At 73.5% G+C, this 19296-nt stretch carries 12 protein-coding genes and 1 pseudogene; 6 read left to right on the forward strand and 7 right to left on the reverse strand.

All coding sequences use genetic code 11. From position 1 onward, the window contains the following. Window positions 1–29: 29 nt before the first annotated feature. The 5 genes from BLU82_RS19275 to BLU82_RS19295 form a co-directional block, all read right to left on the reverse strand. A complete protein-coding gene (locus tag BLU82_RS19275) occupies window positions 30–4337 on the reverse strand; it encodes a ThuA domain-containing protein (RefSeq protein ID WP_092622728.1) in 4308 nt (1435 codons plus the stop codon). Between the two features lie 190 nt (window positions 4338–4527). Then, window positions 4528–5673: a tRNA dihydrouridine synthase DusB gene (gene dusB, locus BLU82_RS19280; RefSeq protein ID WP_197682332.1), complete on the reverse strand. Its 1146-nt coding sequence runs from the start codon at window positions 5671–5673 to the stop codon at window positions 4528–4530. Further along, window positions 5667–7046 (reverse strand): glycine--tRNA ligase, encoded by a 1380-nt coding sequence (locus tag BLU82_RS19285; protein WP_092626028.1) that lies wholly within the window; start codon window positions 7044–7046, stop codon window positions 5667–5669. Before BLU82_RS19285 ends, dusB begins: the two co-directional genes overlap by 7 nt. A 34-nt stretch (window positions 7047–7080) precedes the next feature. Beyond that, a complete protein-coding gene (locus BLU82_RS19290) occupies window positions 7081–8307 on the reverse strand; it encodes a YibE/F family protein (RefSeq protein ID WP_092622729.1) in 1227 nt (408 codons plus the stop codon). Then, window positions 8304–8693 (reverse strand): antibiotic biosynthesis monooxygenase, encoded by a 390-nt coding sequence (locus tag BLU82_RS19295; protein WP_092622730.1) that lies wholly within the window; start codon window positions 8691–8693, stop codon window positions 8304–8306. The genes BLU82_RS19290 and BLU82_RS19295 overlap by 4 nt, the downstream gene beginning before the upstream one ends. Before the next feature lie 130 nt (window positions 8694–8823). On the opposite strand from BLU82_RS19295, the gene BLU82_RS19300 reads away from it, so the two are divergent. The 6 genes and pseudogenes from BLU82_RS19300 (at window position 8824) to BLU82_RS19320 (ending at window position 13553) form a co-directional block, all read left to right on the forward strand. Further along, a complete protein-coding gene (locus tag BLU82_RS19300) occupies window positions 8824–9234 on the forward strand; it encodes a DUF6703 family protein (protein ID WP_092622731.1) in 411 nt (136 codons plus the stop codon). Window positions 9235–9334: 100 nt separating this feature from the next. Continuing rightward, window positions 9335–10378 (forward strand): iron ABC transporter substrate-binding protein, encoded by a 1044-nt coding sequence (locus BLU82_RS19305; protein ID WP_092622732.1) that lies wholly within the window; start codon window positions 9335–9337, stop codon window positions 10376–10378. Window positions 10379–10388: 10 nt separating this feature from the next. Further along, window positions 10389–11945 (forward strand): iron ABC transporter permease, encoded by a 1557-nt coding sequence (locus BLU82_RS19310; protein WP_092622733.1) that lies wholly within the window; start codon window positions 10389–10391, stop codon window positions 11943–11945. Beyond that, a pseudogene (locus tag BLU82_RS36380) lies at window positions 11942–12367 on the forward strand (ATP-binding cassette domain-containing protein); the annotation flags it as partial. The gene BLU82_RS19310 and the pseudogene BLU82_RS36380, both read left to right, overlap by 4 nt. A gap of 391 nt (window positions 12368–12758) precedes the next feature. Continuing rightward, complete coding sequence (locus BLU82_RS36385; protein WP_370246324.1) at window positions 12759–12992, forward strand: TOBE domain-containing protein; 234 nt, start codon at window positions 12759–12761, stop codon at window positions 12990–12992. 24 nt (window positions 12993–13016) lie between these two features. Continuing rightward, entirely contained in the window at window positions 13017–13553 is a 537-nt protein-coding gene (locus tag BLU82_RS19320) for a hypothetical protein (RefSeq protein WP_092622735.1), read from the forward strand. On the opposite strand, the gene BLU82_RS19325 is transcribed toward BLU82_RS19320, so the two are convergent. Together BLU82_RS19325 and BLU82_RS19330 are read right to left on the reverse strand one after the other, a co-directional pair. After that, entirely contained in the window at window positions 13486–16062 is a 2577-nt protein-coding gene (locus tag BLU82_RS19325) for an AMP-binding protein (protein ID WP_092622736.1), read from the reverse strand. The two genes, BLU82_RS19320 and BLU82_RS19325, sit on opposite strands and share 68 nt — an antisense overlap. 77 nt (window positions 16063–16139) lie before the next feature. Next, complete coding sequence (locus tag BLU82_RS19330; RefSeq protein WP_172885649.1) at window positions 16140–19043, reverse strand: exo-alpha-sialidase; 2904 nt, start codon at window positions 19041–19043, stop codon at window positions 16140–16142. Between the last annotated feature and the right edge of the window lie 253 nt (window positions 19044–19296).

The following is a 19296-nucleotide window of genomic DNA, read 5'->3' on the forward strand; positions in this document are numbered from 1 at the left end:
ATGGTCCTTTCCGGGGTTGACGGACGGGGTCAGCTGCGGGCGGCGGCGTCGATGACGGCCGCGCGCTCGGTGCGGGTCAGCACGCCGTCATGCACGAGGTGCTGGGTCACGCTGCGGACGTGCATCAGGAACCGCCCCTCGTTCGGCCACTCCTTCTCGTCCTCGATGAGGTCCTCGACGGTGCATCCGTCGGCGCGCTCGTGGTTCGTCACGCCGGAGTCGACGTCGCGGATGACGACCGTCGGGCTCTCGTCGGAGTCGGGGCAGGCGTCCGGCGGTCCGGACTCCAGCACGTGGAACCAGTCGAACGCGACGGTGGTGGCCTGCGTCTGCTCCTGGCCGAACGCGTACAGCCCGACGTCGGCCGTGGCGAGGCGGTCGTTCTCGATGACGCCGACCTGCTCGAAGGTCACGCCGTCGGCGCTGTAGTACCCGGTGTACGTCGAGCCGGACTTCTCCAGCCGCAGCCACCACGTCGTCACGCCGTCGGGCAGGGTGACCTCAGGGAACGCTGGCTGGAAGATGTCGTCGATCTCGTGGCGCATCTCGATCTTGCGGGCGCACGGCTCGCCGACCGGCGACGTGCCGACGTAGTCGAGCTTGAGGAAGGTCTGGTCGCTCTCGTAGACCAGCAGGCCGCCCTGCTGCCAGCGCTCGCAGACGTCGCCGGAGACCCGGGTCTCGACCACCCAGTCGCCCTCGGGCATCGTCTGCAGCATGAGGTTCGGCGCGTTGTTGTGCTGGTCGAACAGGTTGGTCGGAGTGGTGTCGATCTTCAGCTGACCGCCCTCGACGCGGAACCGGTTGAGGTCGGGCCGGACGACGGCGTCCCAGCGGCAGCCGTCCAGCCGGTCGCCGTCGAACTCGTCGTCGGGCGCCGGGTCGCTGCCCGGGTCGGCGCACTCGATCGGCGGCGACGCCTGTGGCACGGCCTCGACGCGGACGGAGTCGTGCGCCGCCGATCCCGCGGCGTCGGTGACGGTCACCGTCGGGCGGTAGACGCCGGACAGTTCGTAGGTGTGCGTGACCTGCGCACCCGTGGCCGTCGTGCCGTCGCCGAGGTCCCAGGTGTAGGTGAGGTCCTGACCCTCCGGGTCGGTGGCCTCGGCGCTCAGCGTCACCTCGTAGGGCAGCTCGCCGGACGGCGGCGTCGCCTCGACCGACCAGATCTCCGGCCGCGCGTCGACCGACACGCCCTTGCCGCGGAACTTCAGGTAGTTGAGGTTGAACAGGCCGGTCGAGCCGGGCTCGTGCCGGAAGACGAAGAACAGCTCGTGGGTGCCGCCGGGGTCCTCGACCGGGACGGTGACGTCCTTCCAGGACTGCCAGCCGCCGGTCGGCTCGATGAACCCGCTGTCGCCGACCAGCGGGCCGTCGGGCGCGCCGGAGCGGATCTCGATGCGACCGCCGCTGCCACCCGACGCGAACCGGTAGGTGATCGCGTCGATGCCGGCGAGGTTCATCGGGTCGTAGGAGATGTAGTCGCCGTCGTCGATGAACCCGATGTTCTGCCGGCCGCCGCGCGGGTCGCTGGTGGCCTCGAGCTGGATGCCGCTCATCGTCTGGAAGTGCTCGGCCTCCTTGAGCTTCGGCTGCAGGACGTGCAGGTCGCGCCCGGTCAGCGCGCCGACGCCGGCGCCGCCCTGATCGGTGTAACGGGCCTCCAGCACCCAGAACAGGTCCTCGCCGGCCGGGTGCCCGGCGTCGGTGCTGGTGGCGACGGCGCCCTCGCAGCCCGGCAGCACCTCGACGGGGTGCGCGTGGCCCGCGTGCCCGAACAGCACCTGCAGGTCGACGCCGTCGCAGGAGATGCCGTCGCCGGTCGAGCCGTCCTCGGCGTCGGTGACGTCGATGCCGTACGCGATGTCGTCGCCGAAGTCGAAGAAGCCGCCGTCGGCGGGCGGGTCGAGCGTGACCTCCGGCGCCGTGTTGCCGGCGGTGATCTGGACGGTCTGCGAGCGGGTCGCGCCGTCGTCCGCCGTCACCGTCAGACGGGCCGAGTACTGGCCGGCGACGGTGTACGTGTGCTCCGGGTTCGGGTCGGTGGACTCCGCACCGTCGCCGAACGCCCAGTGGTACGTCACCGGCAGGCCGCTCGGGTGGCCGGATCCGTCGCTGCTGAACCGCACCGTCAGCGGCAGCGCGCCGGACGTCGGGTCGGCGGCCGCCTGCGCGACCGGCCGGGTGCCCACGCCGGTGTACTCGATGCGGTAGATGCCGGAGTCGGCGTTGTCGCCGCCGAACCCCGTCCCCCACTCGATCACGTACAGCGCGCCGTCCGGGCCGAACGTCATGTCCATGGGGCGTAGGAAGTCCATGCTGGTGAGCAGCGGATTCACGTCGTGGACGGCGTCGCCGTCGAGGCGGAACTCCCAGACGTCGTTGTCGAACGGCCGCACGTAGCCGTCCTCGGTGTTCGTCCACTCGTAGAACAGCGCGGCGCCGTCGTAGTACTCGGGCCACTTGACGTCGGAGTCCAGCGCGTCGTCGTAGCGGTAGACCGGGCCCGCCATCGCGCCGCCGCCGGTCCCCATCTCGGGCGTGTTGGTGCCGGTCTCGGAGCGGCCGTAGTAGATGTCGGGCGCCGTGACCGGCGGGAGCTGCGTCAGGCCGGTGTTGTTCGGCGAGTCGTTGACCGGGTTCGCGCAGTCGAACGGCGGGCCGGCGGTGCTGGTGGCGAAGTCCCAGTCGCGGAACGGGCCGGCGCCGTGGCAGTACGGCCAGCCGTAGTTGCCGGCGGCGGTGATGCGGTTCCACTCGACCTGGCCCTCGGTGCCGCGGTCCGGGTCCGCCTGCGGCGCGTCCGGCCCGTAGTCGCCGACCAGCAGCGCGCCGGTCTCGCCGTCGACCTCGATGCGGAACGGGTTGCGGAAGCCCATCGCGTAGATCTCCGGGCGGGTCTGCGCGGTGCCGGGCGCGAACAGATTGCCGTCGGGGACGGTGAAGCTGCCGTCGGGCTCGGGGTGGATGCGCAGCACCTTGCCGCGCAGGTCGTTGGTATTCGACGAACTGCGCTGGGCGTCGAACGAGGCGCGGCCGGGCCGCTCGTCGATGGGCGCGTAGCCCTCGGACTCGAACGGGTTGGTGTCGTCGCCGGTCGCCAGGTACAGATTGCCGGCCGCGTCGAAGCTCAGCGAGCCGCCCGCGTGCCCGGACACCGCCCGGTCGACCGGCACCTCCAGCAACTGCACCTCGCTGGCGAGGTCGAGCGTCGTGCCGGTCAGCGTGAACCGCGACAGCCGCTGCTCGGCCTCCGTGCCGTCCGGCGAATAGTAGAGGTAGAGCCAGCCGTTGTTGACGAAGTCCGGGTCCAGCGCGATGCCGAGCAGCCCGTCCTCGCGCTGCGTGTACACGTCCAGCGTGCCGACGACGGTCGTCTGGCTGCTCGCCGGGTCGATCATCCGGACCTCGCCGGCCCGCTCGACGTAGAACACCCGCCCGTCCGCCGCGACGTCCAGCTCCATCGGGTTCGCGGTGCCGGTGTCGAGCGGGACCTTGTCGAAGCTGTCCCACGACGTGCCGCCACAGTCGGCCGCCGTCGCGCCCGCCGCGGTCTCGATGCCGCCCAGCAGGTGCTGCAGGAACTCCGGCTCGGAGTAGCTCTCCGTGGTGTGGCCGCCGGCGGTGTACCACGAGCGCCCGCCGTCGTAGGTCTGGCACCAGGCGATCGGGTGGTCCAGGCCCATCGGGTTCGCCTCGGGGTCGTACGTGCTCTCGTCGAGGCTGGCCAGGACGTGCACGCTGCCGCGCGGGTTGGTGCGGAAGCTGTACCACTCGTCGAAGCGCTGCCAGTCCTGGGGGAGATGAGCCGTCGACGGATGGGTGCGGTCGGCGACGGTGACGGTGGCGTCCTGGTTGCGCGGGTGCCCCTGGAAGTAGGCGCCGACCAGCTCGCCGTACCACGGCCAGTCGTACTCGGTGTCGGACGCGGCGTGCACGCCGGCGTAGCCGCCGCCCGCTTGGATGTAGCGCTCGAACGCCGCCTGCTGCTCGTCGTTCAGCACGTCACCGGTGGTCGACAGCCAGACCACCGCGTCGTACTGGGCGAGGTTCTCGTCGGTGAACGCGGCGGCGTCCTCGGTGGCGGTGACGGTGAACTCGTGCTCGGCGGCCAGCTGCTGGAGCGCGGCGATGCCGGCCGGGATGGAGTCGTGCCGGAACGCGGCGGTCTTGCTGAACACGAGGATCGAGTAGCCGCCGTGGCCCGGGTGGGCGCCGGCCACGGGCGCCTGTGCGCCGAGCGCGGCCAGCAGCCCGGCGATCAAGGCGACGACCGCGACGAGGGCGGACGGTCTGCGCGGGTGCCGGGCGCGCCGGCGTGGTCCGGGCTGAGCCATGAGCGGTTCCTCTCCGTCGAGTCCCCCTGCCCCCCGTGCCGTGCCCGGCCGACGTCGAATTCGTGTGCCCGCCCGCCGAATGTAACCGGTATCAGTAACCGGTTACGAGGAGAGAGTTCCGTACCGAATGTCCGGTGTCAAGAGGTCGGCCGGCAGCCGGGTTCCATGATCAGGGCGACCCGAGCGGGTGTCAGCCGCCGGAGATGTCGAGCTCGGCGTCGGCGAGATCGCCGGTGACGCCGTCGGTGTCGTCGAGCCAGCCGGCGGGAAGGGCGACCTTGCGCGGACTCCCCTGCCGCCCCCGCGGCTGGCCCAGCTCGGCCTCGGGGTACGGCTGGGACGGGTCCAGCTCGGCCAGCAGCGCGTCGAGGTCGGCCAGCGTCGACACCATGCCGAGTGAAGCGCGGACCTGGGAGCCGGCGATGAAGCCCTTGAGGTACCAGGCCATGTGCTTGCGCATGTCGCGCAGCCCGCGGTCCTCACCCATGAGCTCGGCGAGCAGCTCGGCGTGGCGGCGCATCATGGCGGCCACCTCGCCCAGCGACGGCAGCGACGGCGCGGGCGCGCCAGACAGGACGGCCGCCAGGTCGCGGAACAGCCACGGCCGCCCTAGACACCCCCGGCCGACGACGACGCCGTCGGCGCCGGTGGCGTCGAGCATGCGGACGGCGTCGGCGGCCTCCCAGATGTCGCCGTTGCCGAGCACCGGGATGCCGACCTGCTCCTTCAGCGCGGCGATGGACGACCAGTCGGCCTCGCCGGAGTAGTGCTGGACGGCGGTGCGCCCGTGCAGCGCGATGGCGGCGCAGCCGGCGTCCTCGGCGATGCGCCCGGCATCGAGGTAGGTGAGGTGGTCGTCGTCGATGCCCTTGCGGGTCTTCATGGTGACGGGGATGCCGTACGGGCCCGCGGCGGCGACGGCCGAGCGCAGGATGGCCTCGAGCAGCCCGCGCTTGTACGGCAGCGCCGCACCGCCGCCCTTGCGGGTGACCTTGGGCACGGGACAGCCGAAGTTGAGGTCGACGTGGGCGACGCCGAAGTCGCCGGCCAGGACCTTGACGGCCTCGCCGACGTAGTAGGGGTCGACGCCGTAGAGCTGGACCGAGCGGACGTCCTCGTTGTCGGCGAAGACCAGCATGTTCAGCGTCTTCTCGTCGCGTTCGACGACGCCGCGGGAGGTGATCATCTCGCACACGTACAACCCGGCGCCCTGCTCGGCGCAGAGCCGGCGGAACGCGGCGTTGGTGACGCCGGCCATCGGCGCGAGCACGACCGGCGGGCCGACCCGCAGCGATCCCAGCCGCAACGGGGCGACGGACGGCACGGTGGTCAGCACGTGGGCAGCCGTTCCCCGAGATACGCCTCGACGCGGTCGATGCCGATGCGCTCCTGGTGCATGGTGTCGCGGTCGCGGACGGTGACGGCGTCGTCCTCGAGCGTGGCGAAGTCGACGGTGACGCAGAACGGGGTGCCGATCTCGTCCTGACGGCGATAGCGGCGGCCGATGGCGCCGGCGTCGTCGAACTCGACGTTCCAGCGCGAACGCAGCCGGGTGGCGAGATCGCGCGCCTTCGGCGAGAGGTCGGCGTTGCGCGACAGCGGCAGCACGGCCACCTTCACCGGCGCCAGCCGGGGGTCGAGGCGCAGCACGTGCCGGGTGTCGACGCCGCCCTTGGCGTTGGGCGCCTCGTCGACGTCGTAGGCGTCGAGCAGGAACGCGAGCACCGAGCGGGTCAGCCCGGCGGCCGGCTCGATGACGTACGGCGTCCAGCGCTCACCCTTCTCCTGGTCGAAGAAGCTGAGCTCCTGGCCGGAGTGCTTGGCGTGCGTCGTGAGGTCGAAGTCGGTGCGGTTGGCGACGCCCTCGAGCTCGGCGAACTCGGTGGCGCCGAAGCCGAAGCGGTACTCGATGTCGACGGTGCGCTTCGAGTAGTGCGAGAGCTTCTCCTTCGGGTGCTCGTACCGGCGCAGGTTGTGCTCGGACAACCCCAGCCCGAGGTACCAGTCCCACCGCTCCTGCAGCCAGTACTCGTACCACTGCTCGTCGGTGCCCGGCGCGACGAAGAACTCCATCTCCATCTGCTCGAACTCGCGCGTGCGGAAGATGAAGTTGCCCGGCGTGATCTCGTTGCGGAACGACTTGCCCACCTGCGCGATGCCGAACGGCGGCTTCTTGCGCGAGGAGTTCATGACGTTGACGACGTTGGCGAAGATGCCCTGCGCGGTCTCGGGCCGCAGGTAGTGCAGCCCCTCGTCGGACTCGACCGGGCCCAGGAACGTCTTGAGCAGGCCGTTGAACATGCGCGGCTCGGTCCAGGAGTCCTTCGCGCCGCAGGTGGGGCACGGCACCTCGGCCAGCCCGCCGGCGACCGGCAGGCCGGTGCGGGCGGCGTGCTCTTCCTCCAGCTGGTCGGCGCGGTGGCGGCGGTGGCAGGACTGGCACTCGACCAGGGGGTCGACGAACTCCTCGACGTGTCCGGACGCGACCCACACCTCGCGCGGCAGGATGACCGCGGAGTCGAGGCCGACGACGTCGTCGCGCTGCTGCACCATGGAACGCCACCACTGGCGGCGGACGTTCTCCTTCAGCTCCACGCCGAGCGGCCCGTAGTCCCAGGCCGAGCGCGTACCGCCGTAGATCTCACCCGTCGGATAGACGAAACCACGGCGCTTGGCGAGGGAGACGATGGCGTCGACGGGCGCAGGCACGGTGGTCACTCCATTCGGGGTCTCGGCGTCCTGGTCAAGCTTCGAGGGTAGACGACATGGGCTTGCGGCGCCGTCCAGCCGGCCGGGCCGATCGTCCCCGGACGGCCAGGACCGCCAGCAGCGTCGTGACCGGCACCGCGGCGATGATGCCGAGGCCGCCGACCAGCGCGCGGACGATCTCCTGCGCCACCGCCTCGGTCGTGATGACGTCGGTCACACTCTGGCCGGCGACGCTGAACAGCATGAGCAGCGGCAGTGAGGCGCCGACGTAGGCCAGGACCAGCGTGTTCACGGTCGCCGCGACGTGCTCGCGGCCGATGCGCAGCCCTGCGCCGAGCAGCGACCGCCGCGACGCCGTCGCGTCGGCGGCGGCCAGCTCCCACACGGCGGCGCTCTGCGTGACGGTGACGTCGTCGAGCACGCCGAGGGCGCCGATGACCAGCCCGGCCAGCAGCAGTCCGCGCAGGTCGATGTCGGCGTTGACGGTGCCGAGGTACGACGACGCCTCGCCGGCCAGCCCGGTGAAGCTGGCCAGCGACGTGAACAGCGAGCCGAGCACCCCGGTGAGCGCGAGGCTGACCAGCGTGCCGATCAGCGCGACGGACGTGCGGATGGACAGCCCGTGCGCGAGGTACAGCGTCACGATCATGATCAGCGACGCCCCGACGACCGCCACCGGCAGCGGCGACTCCCCCGTCAGCAGCGCCGGCAGCACGAACACCAGCAGCACGACCATCGAGACGCCCAGCCCGCCGAGCGCCGCCAGCCCCTTCCAGCCCGACAGCACCACGACGGCGACGGCGAACAGCCCGGCCAGCCAGAGCAGCGGCACGTCGCGCTGGAAGTCGAGCACCTCGTAGCGGGTCTCCAGCGGCGCGTCGGGCAGCGCGCTGAGCACGACCGCGTCGCCGTCGTGGAACTCGGGCGCGCCGACGCCGAACGGCAGCGGCACGACGGTCTCGGTGCCGTCGTCCGGCCCGGCGTCGACGCGGACCCGCGCCTGCAGGCACTCGGCGGCGGTGTCCTCGCCCTCGGGCGTCGGCGGGGTCTCGACGACGTCCTGGCACGGCTCGACGGCCAGGATGGTGCCGTCGGTGCGGACGCCGGCCTGGATGCTGGGCGGGTCGCCGTCGGGCCAGAGCACGATCAGCCCGGCGATGGTGGCCAGGACCAGCGGGATCAGCACGGCCAGCACCAGCCGGCGCACGTGCGGCCCGGCCGGTGGCGCGGGTTCGGTGCCGTGGACGTGCACGGCGTTCACGCGCGCTCGCCGCGGTCGAAATCAGTGGGGACGACGGGAGCGGCGGCCTGGCCGAGCCCGACCTCGTCGGCGTCGGCGGCCCGGACGCTCGCGCCCGTGTGGTCGACCGTCGCGACGACCTCGAACGCCGTCGGCTCGTCGATGGCCAGCGACAGCAGCGGCACCGCCTCGAGCTTGGCCTCGTACGACGACAGCGCGCGGCGGTACGAGCCGACGTTCTCCCACTCGCTGCTGACCACCCACAGTTCGGGATCGTCTGCCGCGCGGCCGACGTGGCCGCCGCGCCAGCCGGGCCGGGTCGCGAGCACCTCGAGTGCGCGCCGGGCGCGGTCGCGGAACGGCACCGCGTCCGTGGGCGGGACCCGGTAGCGGGTGACGACGAGCATCGTGATCCTTTCGAGGCCAGGGCCAGCAGAGGCGGAGCCTCGACTCTGTCAGAGCCATGCAGCAGTATGTCGACCAACCACCGTACGATGATGCGGCCGAGTAGGTCGGACACACCCGAAGGATTCTCCAGTGCCGCAGAACCGCCAGCCACGCCGCAACCCGAATCGCCGGCCCGCCGCGCCCGGCGCCGGGTCGCGCGCGCCGCGGTCCGGCGGCAGCCGCCGCCCCGCCCCGTCCGGCCCGCCGCCCCGGTCGAGCGCGCGGGCCCGCATCGAGGCGGTCAGCTACCCCGTCCTGGTCAAGCTCACGGCCGCGCCCAAGTGGCTGCTCGGCATCGTGACGGCGGGCATCCTGCTCGGCGGCCTGCTGGCGCCGTCGCCCATCGGCCCGGCGCTGCTCGGTCTGGTGGTGCTGTTCCTGGCCTGGCTGCTGGTGCTGGCGTGGCCGCGGCTCGCCGCCGGGCAGCGGCTGAGCAGAGGGTTCATCGTGGTGGCGCTCGGCGGCCTGGTCATCGCCCGGGCCGGCGGCTGGCTGGCCTGACCTCGTCGTTCTTCCCGCAATCCGATGGGTGCCGGTCTGCGTAAGTTAGGTTAGGCTATTCTCGCCTCCGCTTCGCCGGATCGCACCCATCGAGGACACCATGACCCGCCGCCGCTCCCGCACCGCGCTCGCCGCCGGCCTCGTGGCCGCTGTGCTCGGCCTCACCGCCTGTTCCGACGACGGCGCGGAGCCCGACGCCGTCGCGGGCGCCTCCGACGACGCCCTGGTCGTCTACAACGCCCAGCACGAACAGCTCACCCAGGAGTGGGCCGACGCCTTCACCGACGAGACCGGCATCGAGGTCGTCCTGCGCAACGGATCCGACTCCGAACTGGGCAACCAGCTGGTCCAGGAGGGCGACCAGTCGCGGGCGGACGTGTTCCTCACCGAGAACTCCCCCGCCATCTCGCTGGTCGAGAACGCCGGCCTGCTGGCGCCCGTCGACCAGACCACGCTGGACCAGGTGCCCGCACAGTACCGGCCCTCGTCGGGGCGGTGGACCGGCATCGCGGCCCGCTCGACCGTCTTCGTCTACGACCCGGACGAGCTGACCGAGGCCGAGCTGCCCGCGTCGATCACGGACCTCGCCGGACCCGCGTGGAAGGGCCGCTGGGGCGCGGCGCCGGGCGGTGCGGACTTCCAGGCGATCGTCTCGGCGATCCTGGAACTCGAGGGCGCCGACGCCACCAGCGCCTGGCTGGACGGCATGAAGGACAACGCCACCGTCTACCAGAACAACATCGCGACCATGAAGGCCGTCAACGCCGGCGAGATCCCGGGCGGCGTCATCTACCACTACTACTGGTACCGCGACCAGGACGGCACCAAGGAGAACAGCGGCAACACCCAGCTGCACTACTTCCGCAACCAGGACCCGGGCGCGTTCGTCAGCGTCTCCGGCGGCGGCGTCCTCGCCTCCAGCCAGAACCAGGACGACGCGCAGGCCTTCCTGGCGTTCCTCACCGGCAGCACCGGCCAGGAGATCCTCGGCACCGGCTACAGCATGGAGTACCCGGTCGCGAGTGGTGTCGCCGCCAACCCCGCGCTGCCGCCGCTGGACACCCTGCAGGCGCCGCAGGTCGACCCGTCGGCGCTCAACAGCGTCGAGGTCACCGATCTGATGACGGACGCAGGGCTGCTCTAGGGGTCACACCGTGACCGTCACCTCCGTCCAGACACCGCGCCGCGCGGGCGGGGCGTCGCGCCCGCCGGTCGCGCTGGTCGTCGTCGCGGCGGCGCTGGCGGCCGTCCTGCTGGTGCCGCTCGGCTACGTCGTCTCCGTCGTCCTCGACGTCGGCTGGGACACGCTGGAGCCGCTGATCTTCCGGCCGCGGGTCGGCGAGTTGCTGGTCAACACGGTTCTGCTCGTCGTGCTGGGTGTGCCGCTGACGGTGCTGCTGGGGGTCGGCGGGGCGTGGCTGGTGGAGCGGACGACGCTGCCGGCGCGGCGGTTCTGGGCGGTCGTGCTGGTGGCGCCGCTGGCGATCCCGGCGTTCGTGAGCAGCTACGGGTGGGCCAGCGCGGTGCCGTCGATCCACGGGCTCGGCGGCGGCCTGCTGGTGTCGGTGCTGGCGTACTACCCGCTGGTGTACCTGCCGGCGATGGCGGCGATCCGCGGGCTGGACCCGGCTCTGGAGGAGTCGGCGCGCTCGCTCGGGCTGGGCTCGTGGGCGGTGTTCGGGCGGGTCGTGCTGCCGCAGCTGCGGCTGGCGATCCTGGGCGGCGGGCTGATCGTCGCGTTGCACCTGCTGGCGGAGTACGGGGCGTTCGCGTTCATCCGGTTCGACACCTTCACCACGGCGATCGTCGTGCAGTACCAGTCGACGTTCGCCGGTCCGGCGGCCGGCGCCCTTGGCGTCGTGCTGTCGGTGCTGTGCCTGTCGCTGCTGATCGCCGAGGCGGGCGCGCGCGGGCGGGCCCGGTATGCCCGCATCGGGTCGGGCGCGGCGCGGACGGCGGTGCCGCAGCGGCTGGGGGCCTTCACGCCGCTGGCGCTGCTCGGGCTCGCCGCGCTGGGCGTCGCCGCCGTCGCCGTCCCGCTGGCCAGCGTCGTGCGCTGGCTGGGGCGGGGTTCCGGCTGGACCCAGCCGGAACTGCCGTCGGCGCTGACGCAGACGGTGCTGCTGGCCGGCGGCGGCGCGCTGGCCGCCGTGCTGGTGGCGCTGCCGCTGGCCTGGCTGACGGCGCGGCACCCCGGCCCGCTGGCCCGGCTGCTCGAGGGCACGTCGTACGTCGCCGCGAGCCTGCCCGCGATCATCGTCGCGCTGGCCCTGGTGACGGTGACGCTGCGGGTGCTGCCGGGGCTGTACCAGACGGCGTTCACCGTCGTGCTCGCGTACGTCATGATCTTCCTGCCGCGGGCGCTGGTGCCGCTGCGCTCCGGCATCGCGCAGGCGCCGGTGGCGCTGGAGGAGATGGCCCGCTCGCTCGGGTACCCTCCGCTGCTCGCGCGGCTGCGCGTCACCGTGCCGCTGCTGGTGCCGTCGCTGGCGGCGGGGGCCGCGCTGGTCGGGCTCGGCGCCGCCAACGAGCTGACGGCGACGCTGCTGCTCGCGCCGAACGGCACCCGGACGCTGGCGACCCAGTTCTGGTCGCAGGCCTCGGCGATCGACTACCCGGCGGCCGCGCCGTACGCCGTCCTGCTGATCCTGCTGTCGGTGCCCGCGGTGGCGCTGATGTTCGCCCAGTCACGGAGGTGGGGGGCCCGATGACCACACTGTCGCTGACCGGCGTCGCCAAGTCGTTCGGCCGGGTCGAGGTGCTGCGGGACGTGTCGCTGACCGTGCCGGCCGGCACCCGCACCGCCGTCGTCGGCGCGTCCGGCAGCGGGAAGAGCACGCTGCTGCGGCTGATCGCCGGCTTCGAACGGGCCGACTCCGGATCGATCGGCCTCGGCTCGACGACGCTGGCCGCGCCCGGGCGGTTCGTCGCCGCCCACCGCCGCGGCATCGGCTACGTCGCCCAGGACGGCGCGCTGTTCCCGCACCTCACCGTCGAGCAGAACGTCCGGTTCGGGCTGCCCCGGCGCCGCCGCGACCCCGGCCGCGTCCGGGAGGTCATGGAGCTGGCGTCGCTGGACCCCGAGCTGGCCGGGCGGTACCCGCACCAGCTGTCCGGAGGACAGCAGCAGCGGGTCGCGCTGGCCCGCGCCCTCGCGCCCCGTCCCGCCGTCGTCCTCCTCGACGAGCCGTTCAGCGCCCTCGACACCGGCCTGCGCGAGCAGACCCGGCAGGCCGTCATCGACGCGCTCGAGGCCAGCGGCGTCACCACCGTGCTGGTCACGCACGACCACGACGAGGCGCTCTCGTTCGGTGGGCAGATCGCGGTCATCGCCGCGGGCCGGCTGGTGCAGTCCGGAGCGCCGGCGGCCGTGTTCGACAACCCCGTCAGCACCGATCGCCGCCTTCCTCGGCGCGGCGATCGTGCTGCCCGCGGCAGTGGCCGACGCCGGCGGCGTCGACTGCGCCCTCGGCCGGGTCGCCGTCCGGCACGACCGCACCGGCGGATCGGCGGCCGGTGGCCGGGTGCTGCTGCGGCCGGCGCAGCTCGGGATCGGCCCCGCCAACGGCACCCACAACGCCGTCGTCGAGGACGTCCGCCCGCGGGGGTCGCACGCCGAGCTGCTACTGCGCACCGCCGGGGCGGCGCCGGTGCTGATCCCGCTGCGGGTGCCGGCGCACGAGGGCTCCGGCTACCACGCCGGCATGCCCGTCTCCGTCACCGTCACCGGCGGCGGGGTGCTGTACCCGGCCGGGTGACGGCACGCAGGGTAGATTGTCTCAATGGATGACGAGGCGGCGGCGATGGCCGCGATCGAGCGGATCATGGCCAAGGAGAACCAGCGCCAGGCCGACCAGACCACCGACGACGACGGGCGGCCGCTTCCCCGGCTCGACCTCGACGACCCGGCGGCGACGGACGATCCGTTGCTGCGGGTGGGCTATGCACTGCTCCCGCACCTGCCCGGCGGCTGGCTCACGGCCGTGCTGAACGTCGCCGCGGCGGCCGACGACGTCCGAACCTGGGCCATGGTCACGAAGCCCGGCGTGGGACCGTCCCGCTACGAGCACCTGCGCTACCTGCCCGACGTCGCGGCGGAGGCGGCGGCACTGCGCCGGTCGATGTACGACCCGAGCCGCGGCGCCTGGTACAACCTCATGCTCCGCCTCAACGCCAACGGCACCCTGGTCACCCGTTTCGACCACGACGGGCCGCCGTTCCTGCATTGGGGCGCGCGCGAGGTCGAGCTGGTCAGACGCGACCAGCAGCTGTTCCCACGGCCGTTCGACCGGCTCGCCACCTGGCACCCAGCCCGCTGACCAGCCCGGCGCACCACCAGAGGGCCACGCCGGCGGAGAGGGAGGCGACGACGGCGAGGACGGGGTGGACGTCGACGAGGCGGGGGTAGACCTGCCAGTGGGTGAGGTAGATGTACAGCGAACCGCCCGCCAGCGCGCCCACCACCCGGTGCAGCGGCGCCGGGCACGGCACCGTCGCGGCCCACACCAGCAGCGCCACCCCGGCGACGATCGCCAGCTCGCGCGCGGGGTTGCCGAAGAACCCGGGCACCGTCGCCACCAGCACCACCGTCAGCCCGGCCCGCTGCCACCACACCGACGCCCGCGCCGCCGCCCACCCGAACGCGAACAGCCAGAACACCGGCATGGTGTGCGGCACGCCGAGGTCGACCACCTCGTACCGCCCGAGCAGCCCGAACCCCAGCAGCACGACCGGGAACGCGAACGGGAAGCGCCGCTCCAGCCGGTCGACGAACGGGACGGCGAGCAGGGCGGCCAGCACGACGAGGATGTAGACCAGCACCTCGACGAACCAGAAATGCCAGTCCGACGTCCACGACGGCGGCCCGAACAGCCCGTTGAGCAGTAGCACGTTCAGCGGCCCGTACTGGTCGGTGAGCAGCACGACACCGCCGATCCAGGCCACGCTGGGGACGACGATCCGCGCGACGCTGACCGCCTGCTGCCGTAGCCGCGTCACCCGGTCGGCGGCGGTCAGGCGGAACCGGGCGAACCCGAACCCGGCCGCCGCCACCAGCACGTGCGCCCCGCCGAGCAGCGTGAACAGCCCGGCGTGCGTGCCGACGACGCCGACGATCGCCAGGGCCCGCAGCGCCACGCCGGTCTCGACGCAGCGGACCCGCCACCGCCCGCGAGCGGCGACGGCGGGCGCGGCGGCCAGCTCGCGGATCGGCGTCACGTGCCAGTTCGCGGGGACGACGCCCAGCTCGTCTTCCAGCCGGATCGACACCTCGACGTAGGACAGGGAGTCGCCGCCGAGGCCGGTGAAGGTGCTGTCGAGGGTCGCGTCGGGGCGCCCGAGCAGGTCGGCGTAGAGCGACCGCAGCCGCTCCGGCAACGGCCCGGCGGCGGCGTCCGGCGGCCCGGCGGGCGCTGCCGCCGCGGCCCGCACCAGCTGACCCAGCGCCGGGTGGTCGACCTTCCCGCTGGCCAGCCGCGGTGTCTCCGCGACGGTGACGGCGGCGGCCGTGACGGCGCGCGCGGGCAGCCCGAACCGTCCGGCGATCTCGTCGCGGACGGCCGAGGGCTCCGCGCCGTCGACCGCGACCAGCAGCTCGCCGTCCGTCCCCGTGCACCGGACAGCCACCCCGGGACGGGTCAGCGCGGCCTCGACGTGGGCGAGGTCGACCCGCAGCCCGGCGATCTTCACGAACCGGCTGCGCCGCCCGACGATCTCGTACAGCCCGCCGGTGCGCCGGGCGAGGTCACCGGTGTGCAGCGCGGTGACGGTGCGCCCGAGCGCGAGGTCGGCCGGCGACGTCGCGTACCCGAGCATGACGTTCGGGCCGTGGTAGACGAGCTCGCCGACGTCCGGCGACGTCGCCTCGGGCGCGGGCACAAGGGTGAACGAGCCGCCCGGGATCGGCACCCCGACGGCCGACGGATGCTCGGCGGCCAGCGATGGCGGCAGGTACGCCATCCGCGCGGTCGCCTCGGTCTGCCCGTACATGACGACGAGGTCCCACCCACCCCGCCGCCCCAGCTCGGCGTACCGGCGCACGTGCGCCGGGTCGAGCCGCCCGCCGGCCTGTGTGACGTACCGCAGCCGCGGCAGCCGCATGCCGGCGAACCCGACGCGGTCGAGCAGGTCGAACGTCAGCGGCACCCCGGCCAGCGTCGTCGCGCCCTCGGCCCGGAACAGGTCCCAGAAGCAGGCGTCGGCGACGGAGAGGTCGGTGAGCACGACGGCCGCACCGGCCAGCAGGTGCGTGTTCACGACGGACAGTCCGTACACGTAGTGCATCGGCAGCGTCGTGATCGCGCGGTCGGTGTCGCGGATGCCCAGGAACGACACGATCGACTCCGCGTTGGCCTGCACGTTCTCGTGCGACAGCCGGGCCAGCTTGGGCGATCCGGTCGACCCGGACGTCGGCATCAGCAGCGCCAGCTCCGGGTGCGGCTCGTGCGCGGACCCGTCCCGCCGCACGTCCAGCTCGCCGCCGGACAGCAACACGGCGTCGGGGTCGTAGGCGGCCGCGACTGCGCCGGCCTGCGCGGGCGGAACCAGCAGCGCGACGTGGCCGGCGGCCAGCGCGGCAAGGTAGGTGACCAGCGACGTCGCGTCGTTCGCGGCGCTGACGAGCACCAGCTTCCGGCCGTCGCCGAGCCGCCGCGCCGTCGCGCCGACGCGCTGGGCCAGCTCGCGGTAGATCCAGCGCTCGGCGCCGGCGACGACGGCGAGCCGGTCGCCGTGACGGGCGAGGTCGCGCGCGAACGGGACCGCCGCGGGCGCCGCCCCCGCGGGCGCCGCCCCCGCGGATCTCCGGGGCGGCGGCAGGACGACCGTCATGTCCGCCCCCAGCGCCGTCCGATAAGGCGAGCCTTACCTTAAGGGCCGGGAGGCGGACATTTCAACACCGGTCCGGGCTACCCGGTCGTGACGGTGACCGGGGCGGACGCCGGGCCGGCCAGCGCCGGACGGCCCGGGTCGGGCTCGGCGAACGCGTACACGCGGAACGCGTACGCCGTCGCCGGCGCGAGGCCGGTGACCTCCAGCGACGTCGCGTCCGCGCCGGTCCGGCCGGCCAGCGTCCACAGTTCGGTCCCGGCGGCGCGCACCTCGACGTCGTAGCCGTCGGCGCCGTCCGCCGCGGCCCACGAGACCAGCGCCGACGCCGGGCCGGACGCCTGCGCCGTCACGTCCGCCACCGCGCCGGGTACCGCGTCGCGGGTGACCATGATCGCGTCGGCGATGACGAACCCGTCCGCCGCGTTGGACAGCTCCACCCGCCCGGCCGCGCCCGCCTCGAACCGGAACGCGCCGAGGTCCACCCAGACCGCCGGCCGGTCGTCGCCGACGACCCGGCCCTGGCCGCGCTGGTCGACGCGGACCGTCGTCGCGCCGTCGGCGTGGCGGACGGTGAACGGCGCGTCGGAGGCGCGGTTGGCGTGCGCGACGGTCCTGGCGAGCACGTGGTACTCCCCCGTGACCGGGACGTCGACCTGCCAGCCGGCGACGCGGTCGCCGGTACCGGCCGGCGCGGACCGGTAGCTGACGCCGTAGTACGGGTGGCCGGCCTGCCCGGTCGCCCGGCTCCACGTGCCGGTCATCCGGAAGGCGCCGACCGACTCGTCGTCGACCACGACGTCGCGGTGCGCCTCGTCGGACGGGTGCTCGGCGGCGATCAGCGTCAGCTCGTCCGGCGCGATCGTCGTGCCGCCGAGCCGGCCGGGCTCGAGCAGCGTGAACCGGATCCGGTGCAGGCCGCGGCCGAGCGCGACGGTGCCGTGCTGGTAGGTCTGGTAGGCCGAGCCGGTGTCCAGGCTCGGGTCGAGCACACCGTCCGGCAGCGGCCGTCCGTCGATGCTGACCTCGATCCGGCCGGCATCCTGACCGCGGGCGTACCGCACGGCGACGTCGAACGCGCCCTCGTCGCGGGCCAGGCGGAACGGCAGCTCCAGGTAGTCGCCCGGGCCGGTCGCGGCGTACGTCAGGGCGGCGCCGCCGCGGGCGTTCTCGTCTTCGACGGCCTCGGGCCGTGGCCACGCGACCCGCTCGCGCACGGTCTCGTCCAGCGGCAGGTGGACGACGGCGCCGGCGGCACCGTCCGCGGCGCGCGACGCGGCCAGGGCCGCGATCTCGTCCGCCGTCAGCACCCGGTCGTACAGCCGGACCTCGTCGACGCCGCCGGTGAGCCGGTTCGCGCCGTCCGGCCGCTGCCCCACGTGGATGCCCTCGCGGGCGCTGAACGCGAGGTCGCCGGTCGGGGACGCCGCCTGGGCGACCCGCACGCCGTCGACGTACAGCTCGATCATGCCGCCGCCGCGAGTCAGGGCCGCGTGGTGCCATGCGCCGTCGGCGTAGGCGCCGGGCGCGCTGAGCGACGCCGTCGCCTGGCCGGTGTCGACCAGCGCCTGGAGGCGGCCGTTGCCCGGCTCGGCACGTAGCCACCACTGCGGCGTGGCCGAACCCCAGCCGTACGCCCAGAGGATCGACTGGGTGTCCTGGCCGCTGGTGCGGAACCAGGCCGACGCGGTGAACGTGTCGCCGGCGGCGCGGACCGCGTCGGTCGCGGGGAGCTCCAGGGCGTCGTCGCCGTCGAGCGCGAGCCCGCCGTCGTCGGCGGCCGGAGCGCCGGTGACGACCGCGTCGTTCCCGCCCGCGACGTCCGGACTGACGGTCTGCGTGGCCGGCTCCCCGGCGGGCGGGCGGACCTTCGCCCCCGCGGTGTCGCCGAGCTCGACGGCGTGCTCGGCGAGGTCGCCGCCGTCGCGGCCGTTCGTCAGCCAGGCGAGGTCGAACCGAGCCATCACCAGCCGCGCGGGCGAGCCGAGGATCTCGCCGTCGCGGCCGTAGAACAGCAGGATCGTGCCGTCGGACAGCACCGCGAGGTCGGAGTAGTACGACGGCCCCGGGTTGACGATGGTGTCGTAGCGGTAGGTCGCGCCGTCGTCGTAGCTGACGGAGACGGTGAGCGCCTCGCGGCGGGCGGAGTCCGGGCGGGCGTGCAGCAGCCGGCTGACACCGTCGGGGCCGTCGAACCGCAGGAACCCGGCGTCGACGGCGGTGTACCGGCCGGTCGCGGGCTCGAGCACCGGGTCGGACCAGGTCTGCCCGCCGTCGGTGCTGACGGCGCTGATCCGCTGCCGGTGCCCGCCCGCCGCCGACCGCCCGTTGACGACGACGGCGCCGTCGCCGCGATCGTAGACGCGGCTCTCGTTGATCGGGTAGTTGACGTCGACCGGGATCGGCTCGCCCGCCTGCCAGCTGGCGCCGTGGTCGTCGCTGTAGATCACCGAGACGCCGTACAGCCGCTCCGGTGTGGTGTGGCCGACGACCTCGCGGCGGTGCAGCACCTGCATGACCAGCCGGCCGTTCTCCAGCTGGATGCCGTGGCCGGGGCCCGGTCCGTGCAGCGTCCAGCCGTACGGGTTGCCGGCGAACAGCTCGTCCAGCTCCACCGGCGCGCTCCACGTGACGCCGTCGTCGGCGCTGCGGCTCAGGTAGAGCTCCTGGCGGTCGCCGGAGCAGCCGGTGTTGCCCGGGTCCAGCAGCGACAGGCCGAAGAACAGGAAGATCTCGCCGGTTTCCTGGTCCACGACCGGCGTCGGGTTGCCCCACGACTGCCCGTCGACGGACGGGACGACGATGCGGCTCGGCTCCCAGCTGTCGCCGCCGTCCGTGCTGCGGCGCAGGACGATGTCGCGCGGCCCGGCGTCGCAGACCTCGTGGCGGCCCTCGGTGAACGCCAGGATCGTGTCCGACGGCGTCACCGCGAGACCCTGCACGTGGTAGCTCTCGTGCGGGCCGGCCGCCGAGTCCCACAGCACGGTCTCGTCGAACGTGCCCGGCCGGTCAGTCGCTGTGGCTGTTGTGGCCGACGTGACTGGCGTCATGGATGGGGCCGAGGTGATCGCCGAGAGTGGCGAGGCGACCGTGCTGGCGGGCAGCCCACCCGCGAGCCCCGCCGTCGCCGGAGCGGCGGCCGCCGCCGAGGTCGCTCCCAACGTCAGGACGGCGACGAGCGCCGCCGCCGTCCGCACCGCCGGGCTCCACCGGCCCGCCGTCCGCACCGTCCGGTTC

The sequence above is a fragment of the Jiangella sp. DSM 45060 genome (genome assembly GCF_900105175.1).
In the GTDB taxonomy this organism is placed as follows: Bacteria; Actinomycetota; Actinomycetes; order Jiangellales; family Jiangellaceae; genus Jiangella.

Bases quoted from the DNA above. Each gene is read 5' to 3' on its own strand.
- BLU82_RS19325 (WP_092622736.1), bottom strand. From the start codon at position 16,062: ATGACGGTCGTCCTGCCGCCGCCCCGGAGATCCGCGGGGGCGGCGCCC.
- BLU82_RS19295 (WP_092622730.1), bottom strand. From the start codon at position 8,693: ATGCTCGTCGTCACCCGCTACCGGGTCCCGCCCACGGACGCGGTGCCG.
- BLU82_RS19275 (WP_092622728.1), bottom strand. From the start codon at position 4,337: ATGGCTCAGCCCGGACCACGCCGGCGCGCCCGGCACCCGCGCAGACCG.
- BLU82_RS19305 (WP_092622732.1), top strand. From the start codon at position 9,335: ATGACCCGCCGCCGCTCCCGCACCGCGCTCGCCGCCGGCCTCGTGGCC.
- BLU82_RS19320 (WP_092622735.1), top strand. From the start codon at position 13,017: ATGGATGACGAGGCGGCGGCGATGGCCGCGATCGAGCGGATCATGGCC.